Here is a 21,711-nt window from a genome sequence, read left to right as displayed (position 1 = left end):
TCCATCTGCGCGGCGCCCGTGATCATGTTCTTCACATAGTCAGCGTGGCCCGGGCAGTCAACGTGCGCATAGTGGCGCGCTTCCGTTTCGTACTCGACGTGGGCGGTGTTGATGGTGATGCCACGGGCCTTTTCTTCGGGCGCCGCGTCGATCTGGTCGTAAGCCTTGGCTTCGCCGCCGAACTTCTTCGACAGAACGGTGGTGATCGCTGCCGTCAGCGTGGTCTTGCCGTGGTCAACGTGACCGATGGTGCCCACGTTCACGTGCGGCTTGGTACGTTCAAACTTGCCTTTTGCCATGATCTCTATCCTTAGTCTTGCAAGGAAACTGTTTACTTAGCGCCGCCTCCGACATCGGATGCGGCGCCGACTTTAATTACTTGGTACGAGCAGCGATAACTTCGTCGGCCACGTTCTTCGGAGCTTCAGCGTATTGCTTGAACTCCATCGTGTACGTCGCGCGGCCTTGCGTTTGCGAACGCAGGCTGGTCGAGTAGCCGAACATCTCAGCCAGGGGAACTTCGGCCTTGATGATCTTGCCACCGCCGATGATGTCATCCATGCCCTGGACCATGCCGCGCCGCGAGGACAGATCGCCCATCACGGTACCAGCGTAGTCTTCCGGCGTTTCGACTTCAACAGCCATCATCGGTTCGAGCAGCACGGGGCTGGCCTTGCGCAGACCTTCCTTGAATGCCATCGAGCCGGCCATCTTGAACGCGTTTTCGTTCGAGTCGACATCGTGGTACGAACCGAAGAACAGCGTGACCTTGACGTCAACGATGGGGTAACCCGCCAGGATGCCCGAGCCCAGAGTCTCGCGCACGCCCTTTTCGACGGCCGGAATGAATTCGCGAGGAACCACACCGCCCTTGATGGCGTCGACGAACTCGAAGCCCACACCACCCGGCTCCAGCGGCTCGACCTTCACCACCGCGTGGCCGTACTGACCGCGGCCGCCCGACTGCTTGACGAACTTGCCTTCGGCTTCTTCGCAAACCTTGCGGATGGTTTCACGGTAAGCCACCTGCGGCTTGCCGACGTTGGCTTCCACGCCGAATTCGCGCTTCATGCGGTCGACCAGAATTTCCAAGTGCAGCTCGCCCATACCGGAAATGATGGTTTGACCCGATTCTTCGTCGCTGCGCACGCGGAACGACGGATCTTCCTGAGCCAGACGGCTCAGCGCCAGACCCATCTTTTCCTGGTCTGCCTTCGACTTGGGTTCCACGGCCTGCGAAATCACGGGCTCGGGGAATTCCATGCGTTCCAGCAGGATGGGCGAATCGACGTCGCACAGCGTTTCGCCGGTCGTGCAATCCTTCAGGCCCACGACAGCGGCGATGTCGCCCGCCAGCACTTCCTTGATTTCTTCGCGGTTGTTGGCGTGCATCTGCAGCAGACGGCCGATACGTTCCTTCTTGCCCTTGATGGGGTTGTAGACGGTATCGCCCGACTTCAGCACGCCGGAGTACACGCGCACGAAGGTCAGCTGGCCGACGAAGGGATCGCTCATCAGCTTGAATGCCAGCGCGGAGAACTTCTCGGTGTCTTCAGCCTTGCGGGTGATGGCGTTGCCGTCATCGTCCTGGCCATCCACCGGCGGAATGTCCACAGGCGACGGCAGGTAGTCGATGACCGCGTCCAGCATGCGCTGCACGCCCTTGTTCTTGAAGGCGGTGCCGCACAGCATCGGCTGGATTTCGCCAGCGATGGTACGGGTGCGGATGCCCAGGTTGATTTCGGCTTCGTCCAGAGCGCCCGTTTCCAGGTACTTGTTCATCAGCTCTTCGGACGATTCAGCGGCCGATTCGACCAGCTTTTCGCGCCATTCATCGGCCGTGTCTTGCAACTCGGCGGGAATGTCGACGTAGTCGAACTTGGTGCCCTGGCTGGCTTCATCCCACAGGATGGCCTTCATCTTGACCAGGTCGATCACGCCGGTGAACGTATCTTCGGCGCCGATCGGGATCACGACGGGCACGGGGTTGGCGCGCAGGCGGCCCTTCAACTGGTCATAGACCTTGAAGAAGTTGGCGCCGGTACGGTCCATCTTGTTGACGAAGGCCAAGCGCGGCACGCCGTACTTGTTAGCCTGACGCCACACGGTTTCCGACTGGGGCTGCACGCCACCCACAGCGCAGTAGACCATGCAAGCACCGTCGAGCACCCGCATGGAACGTTCGACTTCAATGGTGAAGTCGACGTGCCCCGGGGTGTCGATGATGTTGATGCGGTGCTCAGGATAGTTGCCAGCCATGCCACGCCAGAACGCCGTAGTCGCGGCCGACGTAATGGTGATGCCACGTTCCTGCTCCTGCTCCATCCAGTCCATGGTGGCGGCGCCATCATGCACTTCGCCAATCTTGTGATTGACGCCGGTGTAGAACAGGATGCGTTCGGTCGTGGTGGTTTTCCCTGCATCGATGTGCGCAGAGATGCCAATGTTGCGGTAGCGCTCGATCGGGGTTTTGCGGGCCATGGTTGCTTAATCCTTAAATTACCAGCGGAAATGGCTGAAGGCCTTGTTGGCCTCGGCCATCTTGTGCGTGTCTTCGCGTTTCTTCATCGCGGCGCCACGACCTTCAGAGGCATCGATCAACTCGCCAGCCAAACGCAGATCCATCGATTTCTCACCGCGCTTCTTCGCGGCTTCGCGCAACCAACGCATAGCCAGGGCCAGGCGGCGCACGGGGCGCACTTCAACCGGCACTTGGTAGTTGGCGCCGCCAACGCGGCGGCTCTTCACTTCGACGATCGGCTTGATGTTGTTGATCGCCAGGCTGAAGACTTCGATCGGCTCTTTGCCGGTCTTGGTCTGGACTTGCTCAAGGGCACCGTAAACGATGCGCTCGGCGACGGCCTTCTTGCCGTCCAGCATGACGACGTTCATGAACTTGGCGAGCTCGACGCTGCCGAACTTGGGATCGGGCAGAATCTCGCGCTTAGGTACTTCGCGACGACGGGGCATTGTGCTTCCTTAATGTGTCAGTTCAGTTGAACCGCTATGTTCCGCGGCCATGGCCATCCATAACGTAGATGGCCCCTTACGTGCCGTTGCCGTTCCAAGGGGAACGCAAGCGGCTGCACGGTCCGGCGGCCGATATCCGGCGGCGGACTGCGGCCTGGCTATCAGGCCTTCTTGGGGCGCTTCGCGCCGTACTTCGAACGAGCTTGCTTGCGGTCTTTCACGCCTTGCAAGTCGAGCGAGCCACGGACGATGTGGTAACGCACACCCGGCAGATCCTTTACACGACCGCCGCGCACGAGCACGACCGAGTGTTCCTGCAGGTTGTGGCCTTCGCCGCCGATGTACGAAATGACTTCGTAACCGTTGGTCAGGCGCACTTTGGCGACCTTACGCAGAGCGGAGTTAGGCTTCTTGGGGGTGGTGGTGTACACGCGGGTGCACACACCACGCCGCTGAGGGCAGTTTTCGAGCGCGGGGCTCTTGCTCTTGGCGGCGCTGACTTCGCGCGGCTTGCGCACGAGTTGGCTGATGGTAGGCATGACCTTTGAAATCCCTTTTACGTACTACGGGGGGTAAGCGTACTGACGTACGTACTGCTTAAACCTTGGCCCGCCGTCCGGTGATACATGAAACATCATCGAACGTCGGGTAGGCGGTTCGCGCAAGACCGCCCCCTGACGCGTATACGTAAAAGAGCGGGTCTTGCTGAATTGCTTTGCTACTTTGCTGCGTTTGCCGGGCCGCGGCATTACGCCATGCGGGGGCAACTTCTGAGGCAACAACTTAGGCGCACAGAAAAAACACTGGGCGCATATAACTCAGTGAGCCCGTGAGATTAGCCCAGAATGGGATGTCTGTCAAAGGGGGGCGTTTTATTGACCTGCTTGGAGGCCACCCGGCGGCAAAGTGTTGTAGCCGCGAAACGGCAGCGCGTGAACGGCTCGCGCTGCCGGCGGGCGGAAGGCGGGGCGGATTCCGTGGCTAATTGAATACATGGGAGATGGTTGCGGGGGTGCCCGCCTTGACCTCCAGGGTCATCCGGAAATTGGGCAGGCCGGTATTCTTGATGATCACGCTGTGCTTGCCGGGTGCCAGGCGCAACTCCTTGAGCGGCGGGCTGACGCCGCGCGCGACACCGTCGACGATGATTTCGCCCCAGGGGCGGACGTCGATCCTGACAGGAACCGGGGCACCGGTGGCGGCCGGCTTGGTGGTCGCGGCCGTGGTCGTGCCCGCTGCGGCGGCACCGGTCCGGGCCTGGGTGCCCTGCCCGGCTTCGGCTTGAGCGTCCGCCGAGGCGTCGCCGGAGGCTGGACTACCGGCCCCCGCCCCGTCGGTGGCTCGCGGCGGCTGGGCTCCGGCTGTAGCGGGCGCCCCTCCGCCCAGCGTGACCGTCGAGTGATAGGGCTGGGCGGCACCGGCAGCGCGCCCGGCGTTGGCGGAATCGCCTGCCGCTGGGGCTGATTGGCCACCGGCAGCGGCACCGCCACTGGCACCGGCACTGGCACCGGCACCGGCGCCTGCGGGCATCGCTGCTGCGTCTGGCGTTCCTGTATTACCCGATCCGCCAGCCGCTACATTCTCCCCGCCAGAACCGGCGCCGCCCTCGGCAGCTGCCGCGCCCGGGTTCGCACCCGTATTTGCGGGATTTCCAGATCCATTCAGGGTAGAGGCTGGGGCGGCGGCCAAGTTACCGCTGGCGCCTCCCGAAGAACTTCCACTGGCGGCTCCATTGGCGACTCCATTAGGGCCCCCATTCGAACCACCATTGGAGACGCCGCCGCCGGGATTACCGCCCTGAACGCCTCCCCGGGCTCCGTTCGCGTAACCGCCCGCAGTGCCGCCGTCCGTCCCGCCGGCCCCAGCCGATCCGCCACCTGCCGCGGAGCCAGCGGCGCCGGCCCCGCTGGTGGCGTCAGAACCCGCCGGACGGCCCGCATCAGCCGCTCGGGGGTCGCGTTGCGTCAAGGGGACGAACGAGGATCCGCCCGCTGCGCCGACCCGCGGCGTGCGATTGCCGGAAAAACCATTGCCGCTGGTCAGCCACAGCCATATCGGTACGGCCACGACCGCCGCCAGCAGGACGATGAACACGGCCCAGAACGACAGGCGACGCCGCGCCTTGGGTTCCAGCTCGTCGTCGTCTTCCTCGTCGTACTCATCCTGGACGACCACCACTTCCGGCTCGGACAAGGCCGGCATGGCCGGCGCCGGTTCCATGCCGCCGAACAGGGCCAGATAGGCGGACATCGAATTGGGCCGGCGCGCGGCCGCCATGGCCAGGCCGGCGTCGACCGCGGCAAGGAAAGCCGCGTCGTAACTCGCCGGCATCCGTTGCACCAGCGGCAGGTATTCGTCACCATCGCGCCGCGCTTCGGCATCCGGCGGCGGCGCGCCGGTGATCAGCTGGCAGGCGACCGCACTCAAGCCATAGACATCCGTCCAGGGACCGCGCGGCAATAGCTCATCGTCCGCGTATTGCTCGAACGCGGCATAGCCCGCTTGCGGCAAATCGAACTCGTCCTCGCCCTCGGCTGGAGCGGGTGGCCGGGGCATCAGGTGGGCCTTGCCGGTCATGTCCAGCCCGATGGTCGCGGGCGACAGGGCGCCGTGTATCTGGCCCTGCTCGTGCAGCGCCGTCAGCGGCGCCGCCAGGTCGGTCAGGATGCGATGAACGCGCGATTGCGGCACGCCGCCGTTGGACGTGGCGGCGATCGCGTCCAGGGGACGCAGGCCGAAGCTATCCGCATCCGGCGCAGGCGACGAGGCGAAAGCGGCACTAGAGGACATGATGGAAGGAAACTCCGGAGCAAGTTGCTCATGATAAAGCCGCGCGCCCCGCAGCGCAGCGAAGACGGAATGATCTAGAGCCGAAAGTTACGTTGTGACCTACCCACAACGGTCTAGGCAAAACGTGGCGTGCCGCCGACACTGCGTAAGGATGAGCTTGTTCGGCACGCTGTACGGGGGCGGAAGCATATATGATCGGCGACACCTCGGGCCAGCGTCGTCATTGCGCGTCCCAATCGTACCTGGAGCATCTCTGTTCGCATCATGAAAACCGTCGCCCGTGCCATTCGTAGTGTTTGCGCGATTTCCCTGGCCATGACCCTCGCGGCTTGTGCCTTGCCCCCGGCGCAGCCGCAAAGCGCCCCCCCGTCGCAGGCCGCGCAGGACGCGCTGCAACGCGTGCGTGAGCAATATCAGGCGGGCCATTATGGCGAAGTGATACGCGGAGTCGCTACTTCCGCCGATCTGGCGGCGGCGCCGCTGGACCTCCAGGTCGAGGCGATCAAGCTGCAGGCGTTCAGCTACTGCGTCAGCAACTACCGCAAGCTATGCGAGGACAGTTTCCTGCGCATCCTGCAGATCGATCCCACGTTTGAACTGGCGCCCAACGAACAGGGACACCCGCAATGGGGCCCGGTGTTCCGCAGCGCCAAGGCGGCGATGACGCCGGCGAAGTGAGCGTCGCGGGACGTCCTGGCGAGGAACTTTTCTGTAGGAATTTTCACTTACCCGATTTCCATTGCCGGGGCGTCCTTCGAACGGAAAGGATCGCGCGGTTGAACAGGGAATCGCCGTGCCTATTGAAACCAACCCTCTCAATTTCTCGCGCCAGGCGCTGTCGGGTAATGTTTTCGATGATGTCCCGCCTCCGCTACCCGACGCCGTAAAACACGGCACGACAGGGAATGACGGGACCGAATTCCCCGGGCTCAAAATGCGCGCGTGCGCAGGTCGCACGCCAGGCCGAGCGCGCTCCGGCAGCACGTCTTCCCGCTCATCTTCCCGGTCCTCTTCGCCCCCAGCTTTTATCGCTCCCCTGGCCCCCGACAGAAGGGTCGCCATGAGCCTGGACGATCACCTGCCGTGGAATAAGGGACTCGCCAACATCAAGGATCCCGGCTACGCCACGCCGCCGGAAGCATGGACGGTATCACCCGAGGTGCGCGACTCGGGCAGGGCGCGCGCAAACAGGCTGAGCGAGACGCGCGACTGTGGCGACGGCCGGCATTCGGCGCCTCCTGGCGGCCGCCTGCCACGCCCCCAGTCGACGGGTGGCAGGCCGCTGTATCCGGTGCCGGTGTCAGGGCTCTGGATGCGAGGCGGGCTCAGTTCTCCCGTCACGGCAGGCCGTCTCTTTCCCCCGCAACAATCGAGACCGGATTCGGCGCAATCCGGCAGCTGGGGCACGAGCTCCAGCGCGACATTGCCGCGTTTGTACCGGACCTATTCCTCCACGCCCAGGTCGACATCGAGCCCGCCGGGTCAGGCACCGACGGCCGAGCGCTTGTACATGCAGACCGCGATATTCGGCGATCCGGGCACCTTGTCGACGATCGACGATATCGGCTTTACCTCGCCGGGTCTGATGGCACGGCTGTGGCGGCGCGTGACGTACCCGCCCCGCGCGTTGCTATCCGCGTGCCGGGAGTTGGCGCAACGGCTGGTTGGGTGGTTTTCGGGATTTCGTTGAAGGACGTACATGGCCCTTGCGCAGCCATCGCGGCCGGTGAGCCATTGCGCTTTGGGCGTCCGAACCGATCCGCGCTGCGCAGCGCGACAGGCGCTCGCATGCAAAAGGGCCGCACAAGCGGCCCTTTTGCATGTATCCCCCGCGCACTCAGCTTCGAGCGACGCAAGAAATAGGGGATCCGTGGCTTTTCTTACTGCTGGCCAGTCTCACGCATCGACTCGATTTCATGAGAGACGTAGTAGCTCGGCGTGGACCCAACGTAGGTCCAGTCACGCTGGAACTTGACGTATTGGCCCAGCGACGGCACGTACCAGCCGAGGATGGCGATTTGATACTGAGCTGTCCCGGCGCTGCCGTTAGCCAAATTCGTATCGTTGGAATTGGTGATCTTGGTATCGAGGCGCACACGCAGCGCGTCGAACGTACCCGCACCCACGGTCACCGGCTCGAATGCCTCGACCACAGCGTTCAATTCGCCGGTCTCATGAGCGGCGGATGTGCAGGCGTAATCCCACGTCGCGGTCCAAGTCTTGCCGACGTACATCGGGTAGCTCAGGTAGTGGCGGTCCGGCGTGTACGTGCAGTTATCGCCGTTCCTGGTACCGTACGTCGCAACATAGGCTCGCGACAGGCGATTGCCATCAGCGTTGGCGGTGTAGGTGTCAGTTACCGTAAGCAGCGCATTCAGGGAATTGGTCGTGTAGCTGCCGTCAGTATTGACCGCCGTCGTCAGGCGCTCATACGAGGAAGGCGTCAGGGTTCCGGTCACGGAGGTGTCGGTGACGTCATAGATGCTGTATGCGCCAACCACTGCATCCTTACGAGTGTACTGCTGCGGCGCCACGACAACGGTGACCGTCGCGGTCAGGCTGGCGTCTTCCTTCGACGCCACGGCAAGAACGATCTGGCCGCCCGCCGCGCTGCTCAGGTTGTAGTCCAGCACCGTGTCGGTGGGATCCTTCACCTGCGTATAGGCCACGGTCGCATCGGCGGACTGCACGGTCCACGTCACGCCATCGGACGACTTCAGCACCGCCTCCTGCCCGGAGTTCACATTCAGGGTGCCGCCCTGGCCATTCGACACATGGAAGCTGTCGACAGACTTGCCATCGACGGTAGCCGTCAGGTCAAAGCCCTTGTCATCATCTCCACCCCCGCCGCCACCGCAACCCGCGATGACGAGGCCCAACAGGCACACTAAACTCGCTCGGACAAAACGTTTCATGGTTTGTTAATTTGTTAATCGACCACATGGCCGCGGGCGATTCTTCCACAATCTTCAAAATTTATCCATGTCGGTTCCTTTCCTTTTGCTGACTGTCTACTTAATAGTACTTAGGAAGGTACAAAGTTTTCCAGTATTGCTGCGGGTCCCCACCATCCAGCGAGCGCAAAAAAAAATCCCCATCCAGCACAAGGCTGCATGGGGATTTGCTTACCGACACCGGCAAACCGCTCGTGGCGGCGCCGGTGACCGGAGTACTGCTTAGCTGGCGCTGTCGTCGCCGGCAGCCGGAGCTTCCGGTTGGGCATCGACCTCGTGCTCGGTATCCACGGTAACCGGGGAATCCTCGAACGGGTTGGCCATCTGGCGAGCGGCTTCGCGTTCGGCCGCTTCCAGGGCTTCCTTGTCCTTGCGGGCAAGGTGGTAGGCCAGGCCGGTACCAGCGGGGATCAGGCGACCCACGATGACGTTTTCCTTCAAGCCACGCAGATCGTCGCGCTTGCCCATGATGGCCGCTTCGGTCAGCACGCGCGTCGTTTCCTGGAAGGAAGCGGCGGAGATGAACGAATCGGTGGACAGCGAAGCCTTCGTGATACCCAGCAGAACGTTGTCGTACTGCGCGGGGATCTTGCCGTCCGCGGTAACACGATCGTTCTCGTTGAGCAGTTCCGAACGCTCGACCTGTTCGCCCGTAATGAATTCGGCATCGCCGGCATCGGTGATGTTCACACGACGCAGCATCTGACGAACAATCACTTCGATGTGCTTGTCGTTGATCTTCACGCCTTGCAAACGGTACACGTCCTGCACTTCGTCGACGATGTAGGTCGCCAGCTTCTCGATACCCTGCAGACGCAGGATGTCGTGCGGGTCGGCCGGACCGTCAACGATCATTTCGCCCTTGTTCACCACCTGGCCGTCATGCACCAGAACCTGCTTTTCCTTCGGAATCAGGAACTCGTGGCTGATGCCTTCCAGGTCGGTAATGACCAGACGCTGCTTGCCCTTGGTGTCCTTACCGAACGACACCGTACCCGTGACGTCGGCGAGCATGCCGGCATCCTTGGGCGAACGGGCTTCGAACAGTTCGGCCACACGCGGCAGACCGCCGGTAATGTCGCGCGTCTTTTGCGATTCTTGCGGAATACGCGCCAGCACTTCACCGACCGACACTTGCTGCGAGTCGCGCACGGTAATCAGCGCGCCCACCGGGAACGAAATGTTCACCGAGTGATCGGTGCCGGCGATCTTGACCTCTTCGCCTGCCTCGTTCACCAGCTTGATCTGCGGACGCATGACGATCTTGCCGCCGCGGGTCTTCGGCGTGATGACCACCAGGGTCGACAGACCGGTGACTTCGTCCACCTGCTTGGCAACGGTAACGCCTTCCTCGATGTTCTCGAAGCGCACCTGGCCGGCGTACTCCGACACGATCGGACGGGTCAGCGGATCCCACGTTGCCAGGCGAGCACCAGCCTTGACGGCTTCGCCGTCGCCGACCAGCACGGTGGCACCGTACGGAATCTTGTGGCGTTCACGTTCACGGCCGTTGTCGTCATGAATGACGATTTCGCCCGAACGGGAAATCGCGATGCGCTCGCCCTTGGCGTTGGTCACATAACGCATGGTGCTGGCGAAACCGACCGTACCGGTCGACTTCGTTTCCACCGCGCTGGCCAGGGCCGAACGCGACGCCGCGCCACCGATGTGGAACGTACGCATCGTCAGCTGCGTGCCCGGTTCACCGATGGACTGCGCCGCGATCACGCCGACGGCTTCGCCGACGTTCACGATGTAGCCACGGCCCAGGTCGCGGCCATAGCAGTGCGCGCACAGGCCATGACGCGTTTCGCAGGTCAGCGGCGTACGCACCTTGACTTCGTCCACGCCGATGCGGTCGATGGTGTCGACCAGATCTTCGTCCAGCAGGGTGCCGGCGACGATCGCCGTTTCCTGCGTGTCCGGGTTGACGATGTCGATGGCGGCAACGCGGCCCAGGATACGGTCGCGCAGCGGTTCGATGACTTCACCGCCTTCCACCAGCGCCTTCATCGAGTAACCCTGCGAGGTACCGCAGTCGCTTTCGATGATGACCAGATCCTGCGTCACGTCGACCAGACGGCGGGTCAGGTAACCCGAGTTCGCCGTCTTCAGTGCCGTGTCGGCCAGACCCTTACGCGCACCGTGCGTCGAGATGAAGTACTGAAGCACGTTCAGGCCTTCACGGAAGTTCGCGGTGATGGGCGTTTCAATGATCGAGCCGTCAGGCTTGGCCATCAGGCCGCGCATACCAGCCAGCTGGCGAATCTGGGCCGCGGAACCGCGGGCGCCGGAGTCGGCCATCATGTAGATCGAGTTGAACGATTCCTGGCGCACTTCTTCGCCGTGACGGTTGATCACGGGCTCGGTGGCCAGCTGTTCCATCATCGCGCGACCGACCTTGTCGCCGGCCTTGCCCCAGATGTCCACAACGTTGTTGTAGCGCTCTTGGGACGTGACCAGACCCGACGAGTACTGCTTGTCGATTTCCTTCACTTCCTTGCTGGCCTCGGCAAGGATGGTTTCCTTGGCCGTGGGGATGACCATGTCGCCCATGGCGATCGAGATACCGCCACGCGTGGCCAGGCGGAAGCCGGACTGCATCAGCTTGTCGGCAAAGATCACCGTGTCGCGCAGGCCGCAACGACGGAACGACTGGTTGATCAGGCGCGAGATTTCCTTCTTCTTCAGTGCCTTGTTCAGCACCGTGAAGGGCAGGCCCTTGGGCAGGATCTCGGACAGCAGCGCGCGGCCGATCGTGGTTTCGTGGCGGCGCAGGACCGGCTGCCATTCACCTTGTTCGTCGCGTTCGTATTCCTTCAGGCGCACGGTGATGCGCGTCTGCAGTTCAACTTCGCCGTTGTCGTAGGCACGCTGCACTTCAGCGACGTCGGTGAAGAAGATGCCTTCGCCCTTGCCGTTGATGCGCTCGCGGGTCGTGTAGTACAGACCCAGCACGATATCCTGCGACGGCACGATCGACGGTTCACCGCTTGCGGGGAACAGCACGTTGTTGGAGGCCAGCATCAGGGTGCGGGCTTCCAGCTGCGCTTCCAGCGACAGGGGCACGTGGACAGCCATCTGGTCGCCGTCGAAGTCGGCGTTGAACGCCGCGCAGACGAGCGGGTGCAGCTGGATGGCCTTGCCTTCGATCAGCACGGGCTCGAACGCCTGGATGCCCAGGCGGTGCAGCGTCGGCGCGCGGTTCAGCATGACCGGGTGTTCGCGGATCACCTCTTCGAGGATGTCCCACACCACCGGTTCCTGGCTTTCCACCAGCTTCTTCGCGGCCTTGATGGTCGTGGCCAGACCCATCATTTCCAGACGATTGAAAATGAAGGGCTTGAACAGTTCCAGCGCCATCAGCTTGGGCAGGCCGCACTGATGCAGCTTCAGCTGCGGACCCACCACGATGACCGAACGGCCCGAGTAGTCGACGCGCTTGCCCAGCAGGTTCTGACGGAAACGACCGCTCTTGCCCTTGATCATGTCGGCCAGGGACTTGAGCTGGCGCTTGTTGGCGCCGGTCATGGCCTTGCCGCGGCGACCGTTGTCCAGCAGCGAGTCGACCGCTTCCTGCAGCATGCGCTTTTCGTTGCGCAGGATGATTTCCGGCGCCTTCAGTTCCAGCAGGCGCTTCAGGCGGTTGTTGCGGTTGATGACCCGGCGGTACAGATCGTTCAGGTCGGAGGTCGCGAAGCGGCCGCCGTCCAGCGGCACCAGCGGACGCAGGTCCGGCGGCAGCACGGGCAGCACTTCCATGACCATCCACTCGGCCTTGATGCCGGACTTCTGGAAGCCTTCCAGCACCTTCAGGCGCTTGGAGATCTTCTTGATCTTGGCTTCCGAGCTGGTGGCCTTCAGTTCGCCGCGCAGCGTTTCCACTTCGCGGTCGATGTCGATGGTGCGCAGCAGTTCACGCACGGCTTCGGCACCCATCAGGGCACGGAAGTCGTCGCCGTATTCCTCGGTCTTGGCCAGGAAATCGTCGTCCGACATGATCTGGCCGCGCTTGAGCGGCGTCATGCCAGGTTCGATCACGCACCAGGCTTCGAAGTACAGCACGCGTTCGATGTCGCGCAGGGTCATGTCGAGCACCATGCCCAGACGCGACGGCAGGCTCTTCAGGAACCAGATGTGCGCGACGGGGCTGGCCAGCTCGATGTGACCCATGCGTTCACGGCGAACCTTGGCGACGGTGACTTCCACGCCGCACTTTTCGCAGATCACGCCACGATGCTTCAGGCGCTTGTACTTGCCGCACAAGCATTCGTAGTCCTTGATGGGACCGAAGATCTTCGAGCAGAACAGACCGTCACGCTCAGGCTTGAACGTGCGGTAGTTGATGGTTTCGGGCTTACGGACTTCGCCGTAGGACCACGAACGGATTTTCTCGGGCGAGGCGATGCCGATCTTGATGGCATCGAACTGCTCGTCTTGCGAGACTTGCTTGAATAGGTCGAGTAGCGCTTTCATTAGTTACGCTCCAAATCCATGTCCAGGGCCAACGAGCGGATTTCCTTGACCAGCACGTTGAACGATTCCGGCATGCCGGCGTCGATCACGTGGTCGCCCTTGACAATGTTTTCGTAAACCTTCGTACGACCGTTGATGTCGTCCGACTTGACCGTCAGCATTTCCTGCAGGGTGTAGGAAGCGCCGTAGGCTTCGAGTGCCCACACTTCCATTTCCCCGAAACGCTGGCCACCGAACTGCGCCTTACCACCCAGCGGCTGCTGGGTCACGAGCGAGTACGGGCCGGTCGAACGGGCGTGCATCTTGTCGTCGACCAAGTGGTGCAGCTTCAGGTAGTGCATGAAGCCGACGGTGACCGGGCGCTCGAATTTCTCGCCGGTACGGCCGTCGAACAGCCATGCCTGCGTGCGCGATTCGGTCAGCGCCATGCGCTTGGCGACGTCGTCCGGATAGGCCAGTTCCAGCATCTTGGTGATTTCTTCTTCGGTCGCGCCGTCGAACACGGGCGTGGCGAAGGGAACACCATTCTTCAGGTTGTTGGCCAGTTCGACGACTTCGTCATCGCTCAGCTCGTCGATGCGCGCGTTGGAACCGGTCGTGTTGTAGACCTTTTCCAGGTACGAACGCAGCTGCTTGGCTTGCGCCGTGCGCTCGTCACGCAGCAGATCGCCGATGCGTTGACCCACGCCCTTGGCAGCCCAGCCCAAGTGCACTTCCAGCACTTGGCCGACGTTCATCCGCGACGGCACGCCCAGCGGGTTCAGCACGATGTCGGCGGGGGTACCGTCGGCCATGTGCGGCATGTCTTCCACCGGCGTGATACGCGAGACCACACCCTTGTTGCCGTGACGGCCGGCCATCTTGTCGCCAGGCTGCAGACGACGCTTCACGGCCAGGTAGACCTTGATCATCTTCAGCACGCCCGGGGGCAGTTCGTCGCCTTGCGTCAGCTTCTTGCGCTTTTCCTCGAAGGCCAGATCGAACTGGTGGCGCTTCTGTTCGAGCGATTCCTTGGCTTGTTCCAGCACGACGGCGTGCTGTTCATCGGCCAGGCGAATGTCGAACCACTGCCAGCGGTCCAGATCGACCAGGTAAGGCTTGGTCAGGACCGCGCCCTTGGCCAGCTTGCGCGGGCCGCCGTTGACGGTCTTGTTCACCAGCATCTTTTCGAGACGATCGAACTGGTCGTTTTCGACGATGCGCAGCTGGTCGTTCAAATCCTGGCGATAGCGGCGCAGTTCATCGTCGATGATGGACTGGGCGCGCTTGTCGCGCACGATGCCTTCACGCGTGAAGACCTGGACGTCGATCACCGTGCCGGTCATGCCAGAGGGCACGCGCAGCGAAGTGTCCTTCACGTCCGACGCCTTCTCACCGAAGATGGCGCGCAGCAGCTTTTCTTCCGGCGTCAACTGGGTCTCGCCCTTCGGCGTGACCTTGCCCACCAGCACGTCGTCGGCGTTGACTTCGGCGCCGATGTACGTGATGCCCGATTCATCCAGGCGATTCAACTGGGTTTCGGCCAGGTTGCTGATGTCGCGCGTGATTTCTTCCGGTCCGAGCTTGGTATCGCGCGCAACGACGGTCAGTTCCTCGATGTGGATCGAGGTGTAGCGATCGTCGGCCACGACCTTTTCGGAGATCAGGATCGAGTCTTCGAAGTTGTAGCCGTTCCAGGGCATGAACGCGATCAGCATGTTCTGGCCGAGGGCGAGTTCGCCCAGGTCAGTCGACGCGCCATCGGCCAGCACATCGCCCTTGGCGACCTTGTCGCCGCGGGCGACGATGGGACGCTGGTTGATGTTGGTGTTCTGGTTGGAACGGGTGTACTTGATCAGGTTGTAGATGTCCACGCCCACTTCACCGGCGACGTTTTCGTCGTCGTTGACGCGGATCACGACGCGCTCGGCGTCGACGTGGTCAACCACGCCGCCACGCAGCGCCTGCACGGTGGTGCCGGAGTCGACCGCGACGGTGCGTTCGATACCGGTGCCGACCACGGGCTTCTCCGGACGCAGGCAAGGCACGGCCTGGCGCTGCATGTTGGCGCCCATCAGTGCCCGGTTCGCGTCATCGTGCTCCAGGAACGGAATCAGCGAAGCCGCGACCGAAACGATCTGCGACGGCGCCACGTCCATGTAGTGCACGTTGCCCGGCGAGGTCAACATGGTTTCGCCAGCTTCGCGGCAAGCCACCAGGTCGTCGATGAAGCGACGGTCGGCGTCGAGCGCGGCGTTAGCCTGGGCGATCACGTAGTGGCTTTCTTCGATGGCCGACAGGTAGTCGATCTGGTCGCTGACGCTGCCATCGATGATCTTGCGATACGGGGTTTCGAGGAAGCCGTACTCGTTCAGGCGCGCATACAACGCCATGGAGTTGATCAGGCCGATGTTCGGGCCTTCCGGCGTTTCGATCGGGCACACGCGGCCATAGTGCGTGGGATGCACGTCACGCACTTCGAAGCCGGCGCGTTCGCGGGTCAGACCGCCCGGGCCCAGGGCCGAGACACGACGCTTGTGGGTGATTTCCGACAGCGGGTTGGTCTGGTCCATGAACTGGGACAGCTGGCTCGAACCGAAGAACTCCTTGATCGCGGCCGAAATCGGCTTGGAGTTGATCAGGTCGTGCGGCATCAGGTTTTCCGTCTCGGCCTGGCCCAGACGTTCCTTGACGGCGCGCTCGACACGCACCAGACCGGCACGGAACTGGTTTTCGGCCAGTTCGCCGACACAACGCACGCGGCGGTTGCCCAGGTGATCGATGTCATCGATCTGGCCACGGCCGTTACGCAGTTCGACCAGGACCTTGATCGTTTCGAGGATGTCCTCGTTGGTCAGGGTCATGGCGCCGGTGATGACGTCCTCGCCGCGACCCAGGCGGCTGTTGACCTTCATACGGCCAACGCGCGACAGGTCGTACGTTTCTTCGTTGTAGAACAGACGCTGGAACAGCGCTTCGACCGCTTCTTCGGTGGGCGGTTCGCCGGGGCGCATCATGCGATAGATGGCAACGCGCGCGGCCATCTGGTCGGCGGTTTCATCGGTACGCAGGGTCTGCGAGATGTACGGACCACGATCCAGGTCGTTGGTGTACAGGGTCTGGAAATCCAGCACGTTGGCGGCGCGCAGGGCGCTGAGCACGCTTTCCGTGATTTCATCGTTGGCGCGCGCCACGACTTCGCCGGTGTCGGCGTCGACGATGTTCTTGGCCAGCACGCGGCCGTAGAGGAATTCCTCGGGCACGGAGATACGCTGGATGCTGGCGGTAGCCAGATCGCGCAGGTGCTTGGCGTTGATGCGCTTGTCTTTTTCGACGATGACCTTGCCGTTGCGATCGGAAATGTCGAAACGGGCCATTTCGCCCTTCCAGCGCTCGGGCACGAATTCCATCATGCCGCCTTCGCTCTTCAACTCGAAGTTATCGAAGTCGAAGAAGTGGGCCAGGATGGATTCCGGCGTCATGCCGATGGCCTTGGCCAGGATGGTGACGGGCATCTTGCGACGACGGTCGACACGGAAGAACAGGATGTCCTTGGCGTCGAATTCGAAGTCCAGCCACGAACCGCGGTAAGGAATCACGCGGGCCGAGAACAGCAGCTTGCCCGAGCTGTGCGTTTTACCGCGGTCATGTTCGAAGAACACGCCGGGCGAACGGTGCAGCTGCGATACGATGACGCGCTCGGTACCGTTGATGACGAAAGAACCGGTGCCCGTCATGAGCGGAATTTCGCCCATGTAGACTTCCTGTTCCTTCACTTCCTTGACGGTGGGCTTGCTGACTTCGCGGTCGAGCAGCACCAGGCGAACCTTGGCGCGCAGGGGCGAAGCGTAGGTCAGGCCACGTTGCTGACATTCCTTGACATCGAACACCGGCTCGCCGAGCACGTAGCTGACGAATTCAAGACGCGCCATTCCGTTATGGCTAACGATGGGGAATATCGACGAAAATGCCGCCTGTAAACCATCGTTGGCTCGCTGCGACGGGGCGGTTTCCGCCTGCAGAAAAGTTAGGTAGGATTGCAGTTGCGTTGCAAGCAGGAAAGGAACGTCCTGGACGTCTTCACGCTTGGCGAAGCTTTTGCGGATGCGCTTTTTTTCGGTGTACGAGTAAGGCATGAGCACTCCGACTCGAGGTTGCATGGGCCGAAAACCACGGCCCGGGGTGATACTACTGATATACGACTCCAGAAAACCCTTCTGAGCCTGCGGACAAAGGGGTTTCCTGGAAACGCAAAAGCCCGGGGACGGCAAACTGCACTGTCCCCGGGCAAGTCAACGCAGGTCTTACTTGACTTCGACCTTGGCGCCGGCTTCTTCCAGCTTCTTCTTGGCGGCTTCGGCGTCAGCCTTGGCAACCGCTTCCTTGACGGGCTTCGGAGCGCCGTCAACCAGGTCCTTCGCTTCCTTCAGACCCAGACCGGTCAGTTCGCGAACGGCCTTGATGACGCTAACCTTGTTGGCACCGGCTTCCAGCAGGACGACGGTGAATTCGGTTTGCTCTTCAGCGGCAGCAGCGGCGCCGCCGGCGGCGGGGGCAGCAACAGCAACAGCGGCGGCAGCAGCCGACACGCCAAACTTCTCTTCCAGATCCTTGATCAGTTCCGACAGTTCGAGAACGGTCAGGCCAGCGATGGCGTCAAGGATTTCAGCTTTGTTAAGGGCCATTTTTAAGAACTCCAGATTTTGGTAATGCCAGGGTTTGGTTGTCGCTCGGTCGTACAGCGAAGTCCAGGGCAAAGGCGATTAAGCCTCGGCCTTTTCCTTTTGATCGCGCACAGCTGCGAGGCCGCGGGCGAACTTGGTGGGAACTTCGTTGAGCGTACGTGCGAATTGCGCGATCGGGGCTTGCATGGTGCCCAGCAGCTTTGCCAACAACTCTTCGCGGGACGGCAGCGAGGCCAGGGCCTGCACACCGGCTTGGCTCAAGAGGCTGCCCGGCAGGGAGCCGCCTTTGATAACCAGCTTGTCGTTGGTTTTGGCGAAAGTTGCGAGGACCTTGGCCGGCGCGACCGGGTCAGCGCTGATACCATAGATCAGCGGACCGGAAAGTTGCTCGGCCAACGGCTCGAAAGCCGTGCCAGCAACAGCGCGACGAGCCAGCGAGTTCTTCAGAACACGCAGGTACACGCCCGATTCACGCGCAGTCTTGCGCAGTACGGTGACAGAGGCGACGTCCAGACCACGGTACTCGGCGATGACAATCGATTGAGCCTGGGCGACTTGCGCCGAGACTTCCTCGATCACCACTGCTTTCTCTTGGCGATTGAGACTCACGGTTTGAACACTCCATCAAAAGACGCTTTCGGGAAAAATCCCTTGGCGTCAACCGAATGCGGCGACCTGGTCGAGTTCTTCAAACAAAGAATTCTTCCATGGGACGCCGTCTACGCTGGATCCGAACCGAACAGGCTTCGGGATTAAGCAGTTGCCGGTACTTCCCTTCCCGTTACCGGGAAACGAAGACCGCCGACATCCGCTCCAGCGGTCTTTGACAGCAACGTCCGGCCGGTTGACCGGACGCAGCCCAAAGTTCTATTTGCTTACCGGCCGTGCTTAAGCAGCGGCGGGGGCAAGCGAGGCGACTTCAACGCGAGCACCGCCGCCCATCGTGGACGAAACGGCGACCTTGCGCAGATACACGCCCTTGGCAGCAGCCGGACGCGCCTTTTGCAGGGCGTCGACCAGAGCGGCCAGGTTCGATTGCAGCTGTTCCACGCCGAAGGAGGCGCGGCCGATGGTGGCGTGAATGATGCCAGCCTTGTCGGTACGGTATTGCACCTGACCAGCCTTGGCGTTCTTCACGGCGGTAGCGACATCGGGGGTCACGGTGCCGACCTTGGGGTTCGGCATCAGGCCACGCGGGCCCAGGATCTGACCCAGGGCGCCGACGACACGCATCGTGTCGGGCGAGGCGATGACCACGTCGAAGTCCATTTGACCGGCCTTGATTTGCTCAGCCAGGTCTTCCAGACCGACGATGTCGGCGCCGGCGGCCTTGGCGGCTTCGGCCTTGTCGCCTTGGGCGAACACGGCGACGCGCACGGACTTGCCGGTACCGGCGGGCAGGACCACGGAGCCACGAACCAGTTGGTCGGACTTCTTGGGATCGATGCCCAGCTGCACGGCGACGTCGATGGATTCATCGAACTTGGCCGTGGCGGTTTCCTTGATCAGGTTCAGAGCGTCGGCAACCGGGTACAGCTTGGTGCGGTCGATCTTTTCACGCAGAGCGGTGGCGCGCTTGGAAAGTTTTGCCATGATCAGATGCCCTCCACGGTGATGCCCATGCTGCGAGCGCTGCCCGCGATCGTGCGAACGGCGGCGTCCAGGTCGCCGGCCGTCAGGTCGGGTTCCTTGGCCTTGGCGATTTCTTCAGCCTGGGCACGGGTCAGCTTGCCAACCTTGTCGGTATGGGGCTTGGGCGAACCCTTCTGGATGCCGGCGGCCTTCTTGATCAAGATCGTCGCGGGCGGCGTCTTCATCACGAAGGTGAAGCTCTTGTCCGCGAAAGCGGTGATCACCACGGGGATCGGCAGACCGGGCTCCATGCCCTGGGTCTTGGCGTTGAACGCCTTGCAGAATTCCATGATGTTCAGACCGCGCTGACCCAGCGCCGGACCGATCGGGGGAGAGGGATTAGCCTTACCAGCCGGTACTTGCAGCTTGATAAAGCCGACGATTTTCTTCGCCATGCTTAGCTCCTTGCGGGTTCAATCGCCGTTACGCAATTAGCGAACGGCTCCCCGGGGTTGAAAATCAGGTCTTTTCGACCTGACTGAAATCCAGTTCTACGGGCGTGGCGCGACCAAAAATGGTGACGGACACACGCACCTTGCTTTTCTCGTAGTTGACTTCTTCGACGTTGCCGTTGAAGTCCGCAAACGGGCCTTCCTTGACGCGCACCATCTCGCCGACCTCGAAGAGGATCTTGGGACGCGGTTTTTCCACGCCCTCTTCCATCTGCGACAGGATCTTCTCGACTTCCTTTTCGGAAATCGGCGACGGACGGTTACCCGAGCCACCCAGGAAGCCGGTGACGCGGTTGGTGTTCTTGACCAGGTGCCAGGTCTCGTCGGTCAGATCCATTTCAACCAGCACATAGCCGGGAAAGATCCGCCGTTCGGAGATGGACTTCTGTCCAGCACGCATTTCGACTACTTCTTCGGACGGCACCAGGATGCGGCCGAAGGAAGTTTGCAGAGCCGCACGGTCGATGCGCTCGATCAGCGCCTTCTGGACGCTCTTCTCCATGCCGGAATAGACATGGACGACATACCAACGCTTGCTCATTTGCGGTCCCTTATTTCCAGCCCAGCAACAGGCCGTAAATGATCCATTCGATGCCCTTGTCGAGCACCCACATGAAAATGCCCATGGCGGCCACGAACGCGAAGACGATACCCGTCATCTGCGTCGTTTCCTTGCGCGTGGGCCAGGACACCCGCTTTACTTCGTTATAGGATTCGCTGGCGAAGCTCAGTGTGCGGCGGCCAGGTTCGCTGAACCAGGCAATGAGGGCGGCCAGAACCAGGCCACCGACGAAGACGCCGATGCGAGCCGCCATGGGCTGCTCGCTGAGCACCGAAAACCCGACGATTCCAGCAATGATGACGAGCACGGCCAGAACCAGCTTGAGGCGGTCGGCGGTGCTAGTTACAGTTTCTACGCTGGTATTGGCCATTTTGCTAGACAAGTCCGCCGTAAACGCGCGACTTGCAATATTTTCCGGGGGTCCATGAGGACGGACGCGGGACGGCGGAAGCCGGGCTCATGGTCGGAAAATAACCACTGGCCAGTGCTGTGGTGGCAGGGGCAGTAGGAATCGAACCTACAACCTTCGGTTTTGGAGACCGACGCTCTGCCAATTGAGCTATACCCCTACAGCTGGGCTGTTTCCACTGTGCCCGCACAGTATCCAATCGAGCCACATCCGGATGGACTACCCGGCTTGGAGACCCGACCTTCAAAAGCGAAGGATGGAACCTTGCGGAACCATCCATAGTACTACTTTTGCCATTCCCCTGTAAAGGGGAATTTGCAGACAAAAGCAAAGGGGGCATTTGCCCCCTCGACTTTTGTCGCTTTTTTGCTTACTTCAGGATCTTGGCAACGACGCCGGCGCCGACGGTACGACCGCCTTCACGGATGGCGAAGCGCAGGCCTTCTTCCATGGCGATCGGAGCCAGCAGGCGCACGGTCATCGACACGTTGTCGCCCGGCAGGACCATTTCCTTGTCGGCCGGCAGTTCGATCGTGCCCGTCACGTCCGTGGTACGGAAGTAGAACTGGGGACGATAGCCGTTGAAGAACGGGGTGTGGCGGCCGCCTTCTTCCTTCGACAGGATGTACACCTCGGAGGTGAAGTCCGTGTGCGGGTTGATCGAAGCGGGCTTGGCCAGCACCTGGCCGCGCTCGACGTCTTCACGCTTGGTGCCGCGCAGCAGGATGCCGACGTTGTCGCCAGCCTGGCCTTGGTCCAGCAGCTTGCGGAACATTTCCACGCCGGTGCAGGTCGTCTTCAC

17 protein-coding genes and 1 tRNA gene are annotated in these 21,711 nt (G+C 61.8%); 2 read left to right on the top strand and 16 right to left on the bottom strand.

Going from position 1 to position 21,711, the window contains the following annotated elements; genetic code table 11:
* From CEY05_RS30575 to CEY05_RS30555, 5 genes are all read right to left on the bottom strand, one after another.
* Nucleotides 1-299, bottom strand: a 299-nt coding sequence (locus CEY05_RS30575) for a GTP-binding protein (RefSeq protein ID WP_233161568.1), incomplete at its 3' end; no start/stop codon positions are given.
* Nucleotides 300-375: 76 nt separating this feature from the next.
* Nucleotides 376-2,481: an elongation factor G gene (gene fusA / locus CEY05_RS30570; RefSeq protein ID WP_088601292.1), complete on the bottom strand. Its 2,106-nt coding sequence runs from the start codon at nucleotides 2,479-2,481 to the stop codon at nucleotides 376-378.
* Nucleotides 2,482-2,499: 18 nt separating this feature from the next.
* Nucleotides 2,500-2,970 (bottom strand): 30S ribosomal protein S7, encoded by a 471-nt coding sequence (gene rpsG, locus CEY05_RS30565; RefSeq protein WP_006216561.1) that lies wholly within the window; start codon nucleotides 2,968-2,970, stop codon nucleotides 2,500-2,502.
* A 161-nt stretch (nucleotides 2,971-3,131) separates the two neighbouring features.
* Nucleotides 3,132-3,509, bottom strand: coding sequence for a 30S ribosomal protein S12 (gene rpsL / locus CEY05_RS30560; protein WP_057654238.1), 378 nt, complete (start codon nucleotides 3,507-3,509; stop codon nucleotides 3,132-3,134).
* 442 nt (nucleotides 3,510-3,951) lie between these two features.
* Entirely contained in the window at nucleotides 3,952-5,760 is a 1,809-nt protein-coding gene (locus tag CEY05_RS30555) for a hypothetical protein (RefSeq protein WP_088601291.1), read from the bottom strand.
* Nucleotides 5,761-6,024: 264 nt separating this feature from the next.
* On the opposite strand from CEY05_RS30555, the gene CEY05_RS30550 reads away from it, so the two are divergent.
* The gene (locus tag CEY05_RS30550) at nucleotides 6,025-6,438 is read left to right on the top strand and encodes a TssQ family T6SS-associated lipoprotein (protein ID WP_158219464.1); all 414 of its coding nucleotides are present in this window, start codon (nucleotides 6,025-6,027) and stop codon (nucleotides 6,436-6,438) included.
* Nucleotides 6,439-6,820: 382 nt separating this feature from the next.
* Entirely contained in the window at nucleotides 6,821-7,450 is a 630-nt protein-coding gene (locus CEY05_RS31185) for a hypothetical protein (protein WP_143220718.1), read from the top strand.
* 190 nt (nucleotides 7,451-7,640) lie between these two features.
* Here CEY05_RS31185 and CEY05_RS30540 read toward each other — a convergent pair whose 3' ends face one another.
* The 11 genes from CEY05_RS30540 to CEY05_RS30490 form a co-directional block, all read right to left on the bottom strand.
* The gene (locus CEY05_RS30540) at nucleotides 7,641-8,639 is read right to left on the bottom strand and encodes a hypothetical protein (protein WP_088601289.1); all 999 of its coding nucleotides are present in this window, start codon (nucleotides 8,637-8,639) and stop codon (nucleotides 7,641-7,643) included.
* 297 nt (nucleotides 8,640-8,936) lie between these two features.
* Nucleotides 8,937-13,190 carry a DNA-directed RNA polymerase subunit beta' gene (rpoC, locus tag CEY05_RS30535; protein ID WP_088601288.1) on the bottom strand — a complete coding sequence of 1,418 codons (4,254 nt, stop codon included), beginning with the start codon at nucleotides 13,188-13,190 and terminating at the stop codon, nucleotides 8,937-8,939.
* Complete coding sequence (rpoB, locus tag CEY05_RS30530) at nucleotides 13,190-17,305, bottom strand: DNA-directed RNA polymerase subunit beta (protein WP_088601287.1); 4,116 nt, start codon at nucleotides 17,303-17,305, stop codon at nucleotides 13,190-13,192. The genes rpoC and rpoB overlap by 1 nt, the downstream gene beginning before the upstream one ends.
* 168 nt (nucleotides 17,306-17,473) lie before the next feature.
* On the bottom strand, nucleotides 17,474-17,854 hold the full coding sequence (gene rplL, locus CEY05_RS30525) for a 50S ribosomal protein L7/L12 (protein ID WP_057654246.1): 381 nt from the start codon (nucleotides 17,852-17,854) through the stop codon (nucleotides 17,474-17,476).
* A 78-nt stretch (nucleotides 17,855-17,932) separates the two neighbouring features.
* Complete coding sequence (gene rplJ, locus CEY05_RS30520) at nucleotides 17,933-18,463, bottom strand: 50S ribosomal protein L10 (protein ID WP_088601286.1); 531 nt, start codon at nucleotides 18,461-18,463, stop codon at nucleotides 17,933-17,935.
* A gap of 279 nt (nucleotides 18,464-18,742) precedes the next feature.
* Nucleotides 18,743-19,447, bottom strand: a complete 705-nt coding sequence (gene rplA / locus CEY05_RS30515; RefSeq protein WP_088601285.1) for a 50S ribosomal protein L1 — start codon at nucleotides 19,445-19,447, stop codon at nucleotides 18,743-18,745.
* A 2-nt stretch (nucleotides 19,448-19,449) separates the two neighbouring features.
* Nucleotides 19,450-19,881, bottom strand: coding sequence for a 50S ribosomal protein L11 (rplK, locus tag CEY05_RS30510; protein WP_088601284.1), 432 nt, complete (start codon nucleotides 19,879-19,881; stop codon nucleotides 19,450-19,452).
* 64 nt (nucleotides 19,882-19,945) lie between these two features.
* Complete coding sequence (gene nusG, locus CEY05_RS30505) at nucleotides 19,946-20,479, bottom strand: transcription termination/antitermination protein NusG (RefSeq protein ID WP_088601283.1); 534 nt, start codon at nucleotides 20,477-20,479, stop codon at nucleotides 19,946-19,948.
* A 10-nt stretch (nucleotides 20,480-20,489) separates the two neighbouring features.
* Nucleotides 20,490-20,870 carry a preprotein translocase subunit SecE gene (gene secE, locus CEY05_RS30500; protein WP_088601282.1) on the bottom strand — a complete coding sequence of 127 codons (381 nt, stop codon included), beginning with the start codon at nucleotides 20,868-20,870 and terminating at the stop codon, nucleotides 20,490-20,492.
* A 123-nt stretch (nucleotides 20,871-20,993) separates the two neighbouring features.
* Nucleotides 20,994-21,069 (bottom strand) — tRNA-Trp (locus tag CEY05_RS30495).
* Between the two features lie 210 nt (nucleotides 21,070-21,279).
* Nucleotides 21,280-21,711: EF-Tu/IF-2/RF-3 family GTPase (locus tag CEY05_RS30490; RefSeq protein WP_369825953.1), on the bottom strand; the 432-nt coding region annotated here is incomplete at its 5' end.

Source organism: Achromobacter sp. HZ34 (genome assembly GCF_002209485.1).
In the GTDB taxonomy this organism is placed as follows: domain Bacteria; phylum Pseudomonadota; class Gammaproteobacteria; order Burkholderiales; family Burkholderiaceae_B; genus Bordetella_C.
The sequence above is the reverse complement of the archived record's forward strand: the minus strand, read 5'-3'. Positions and strand labels throughout refer to the sequence as shown.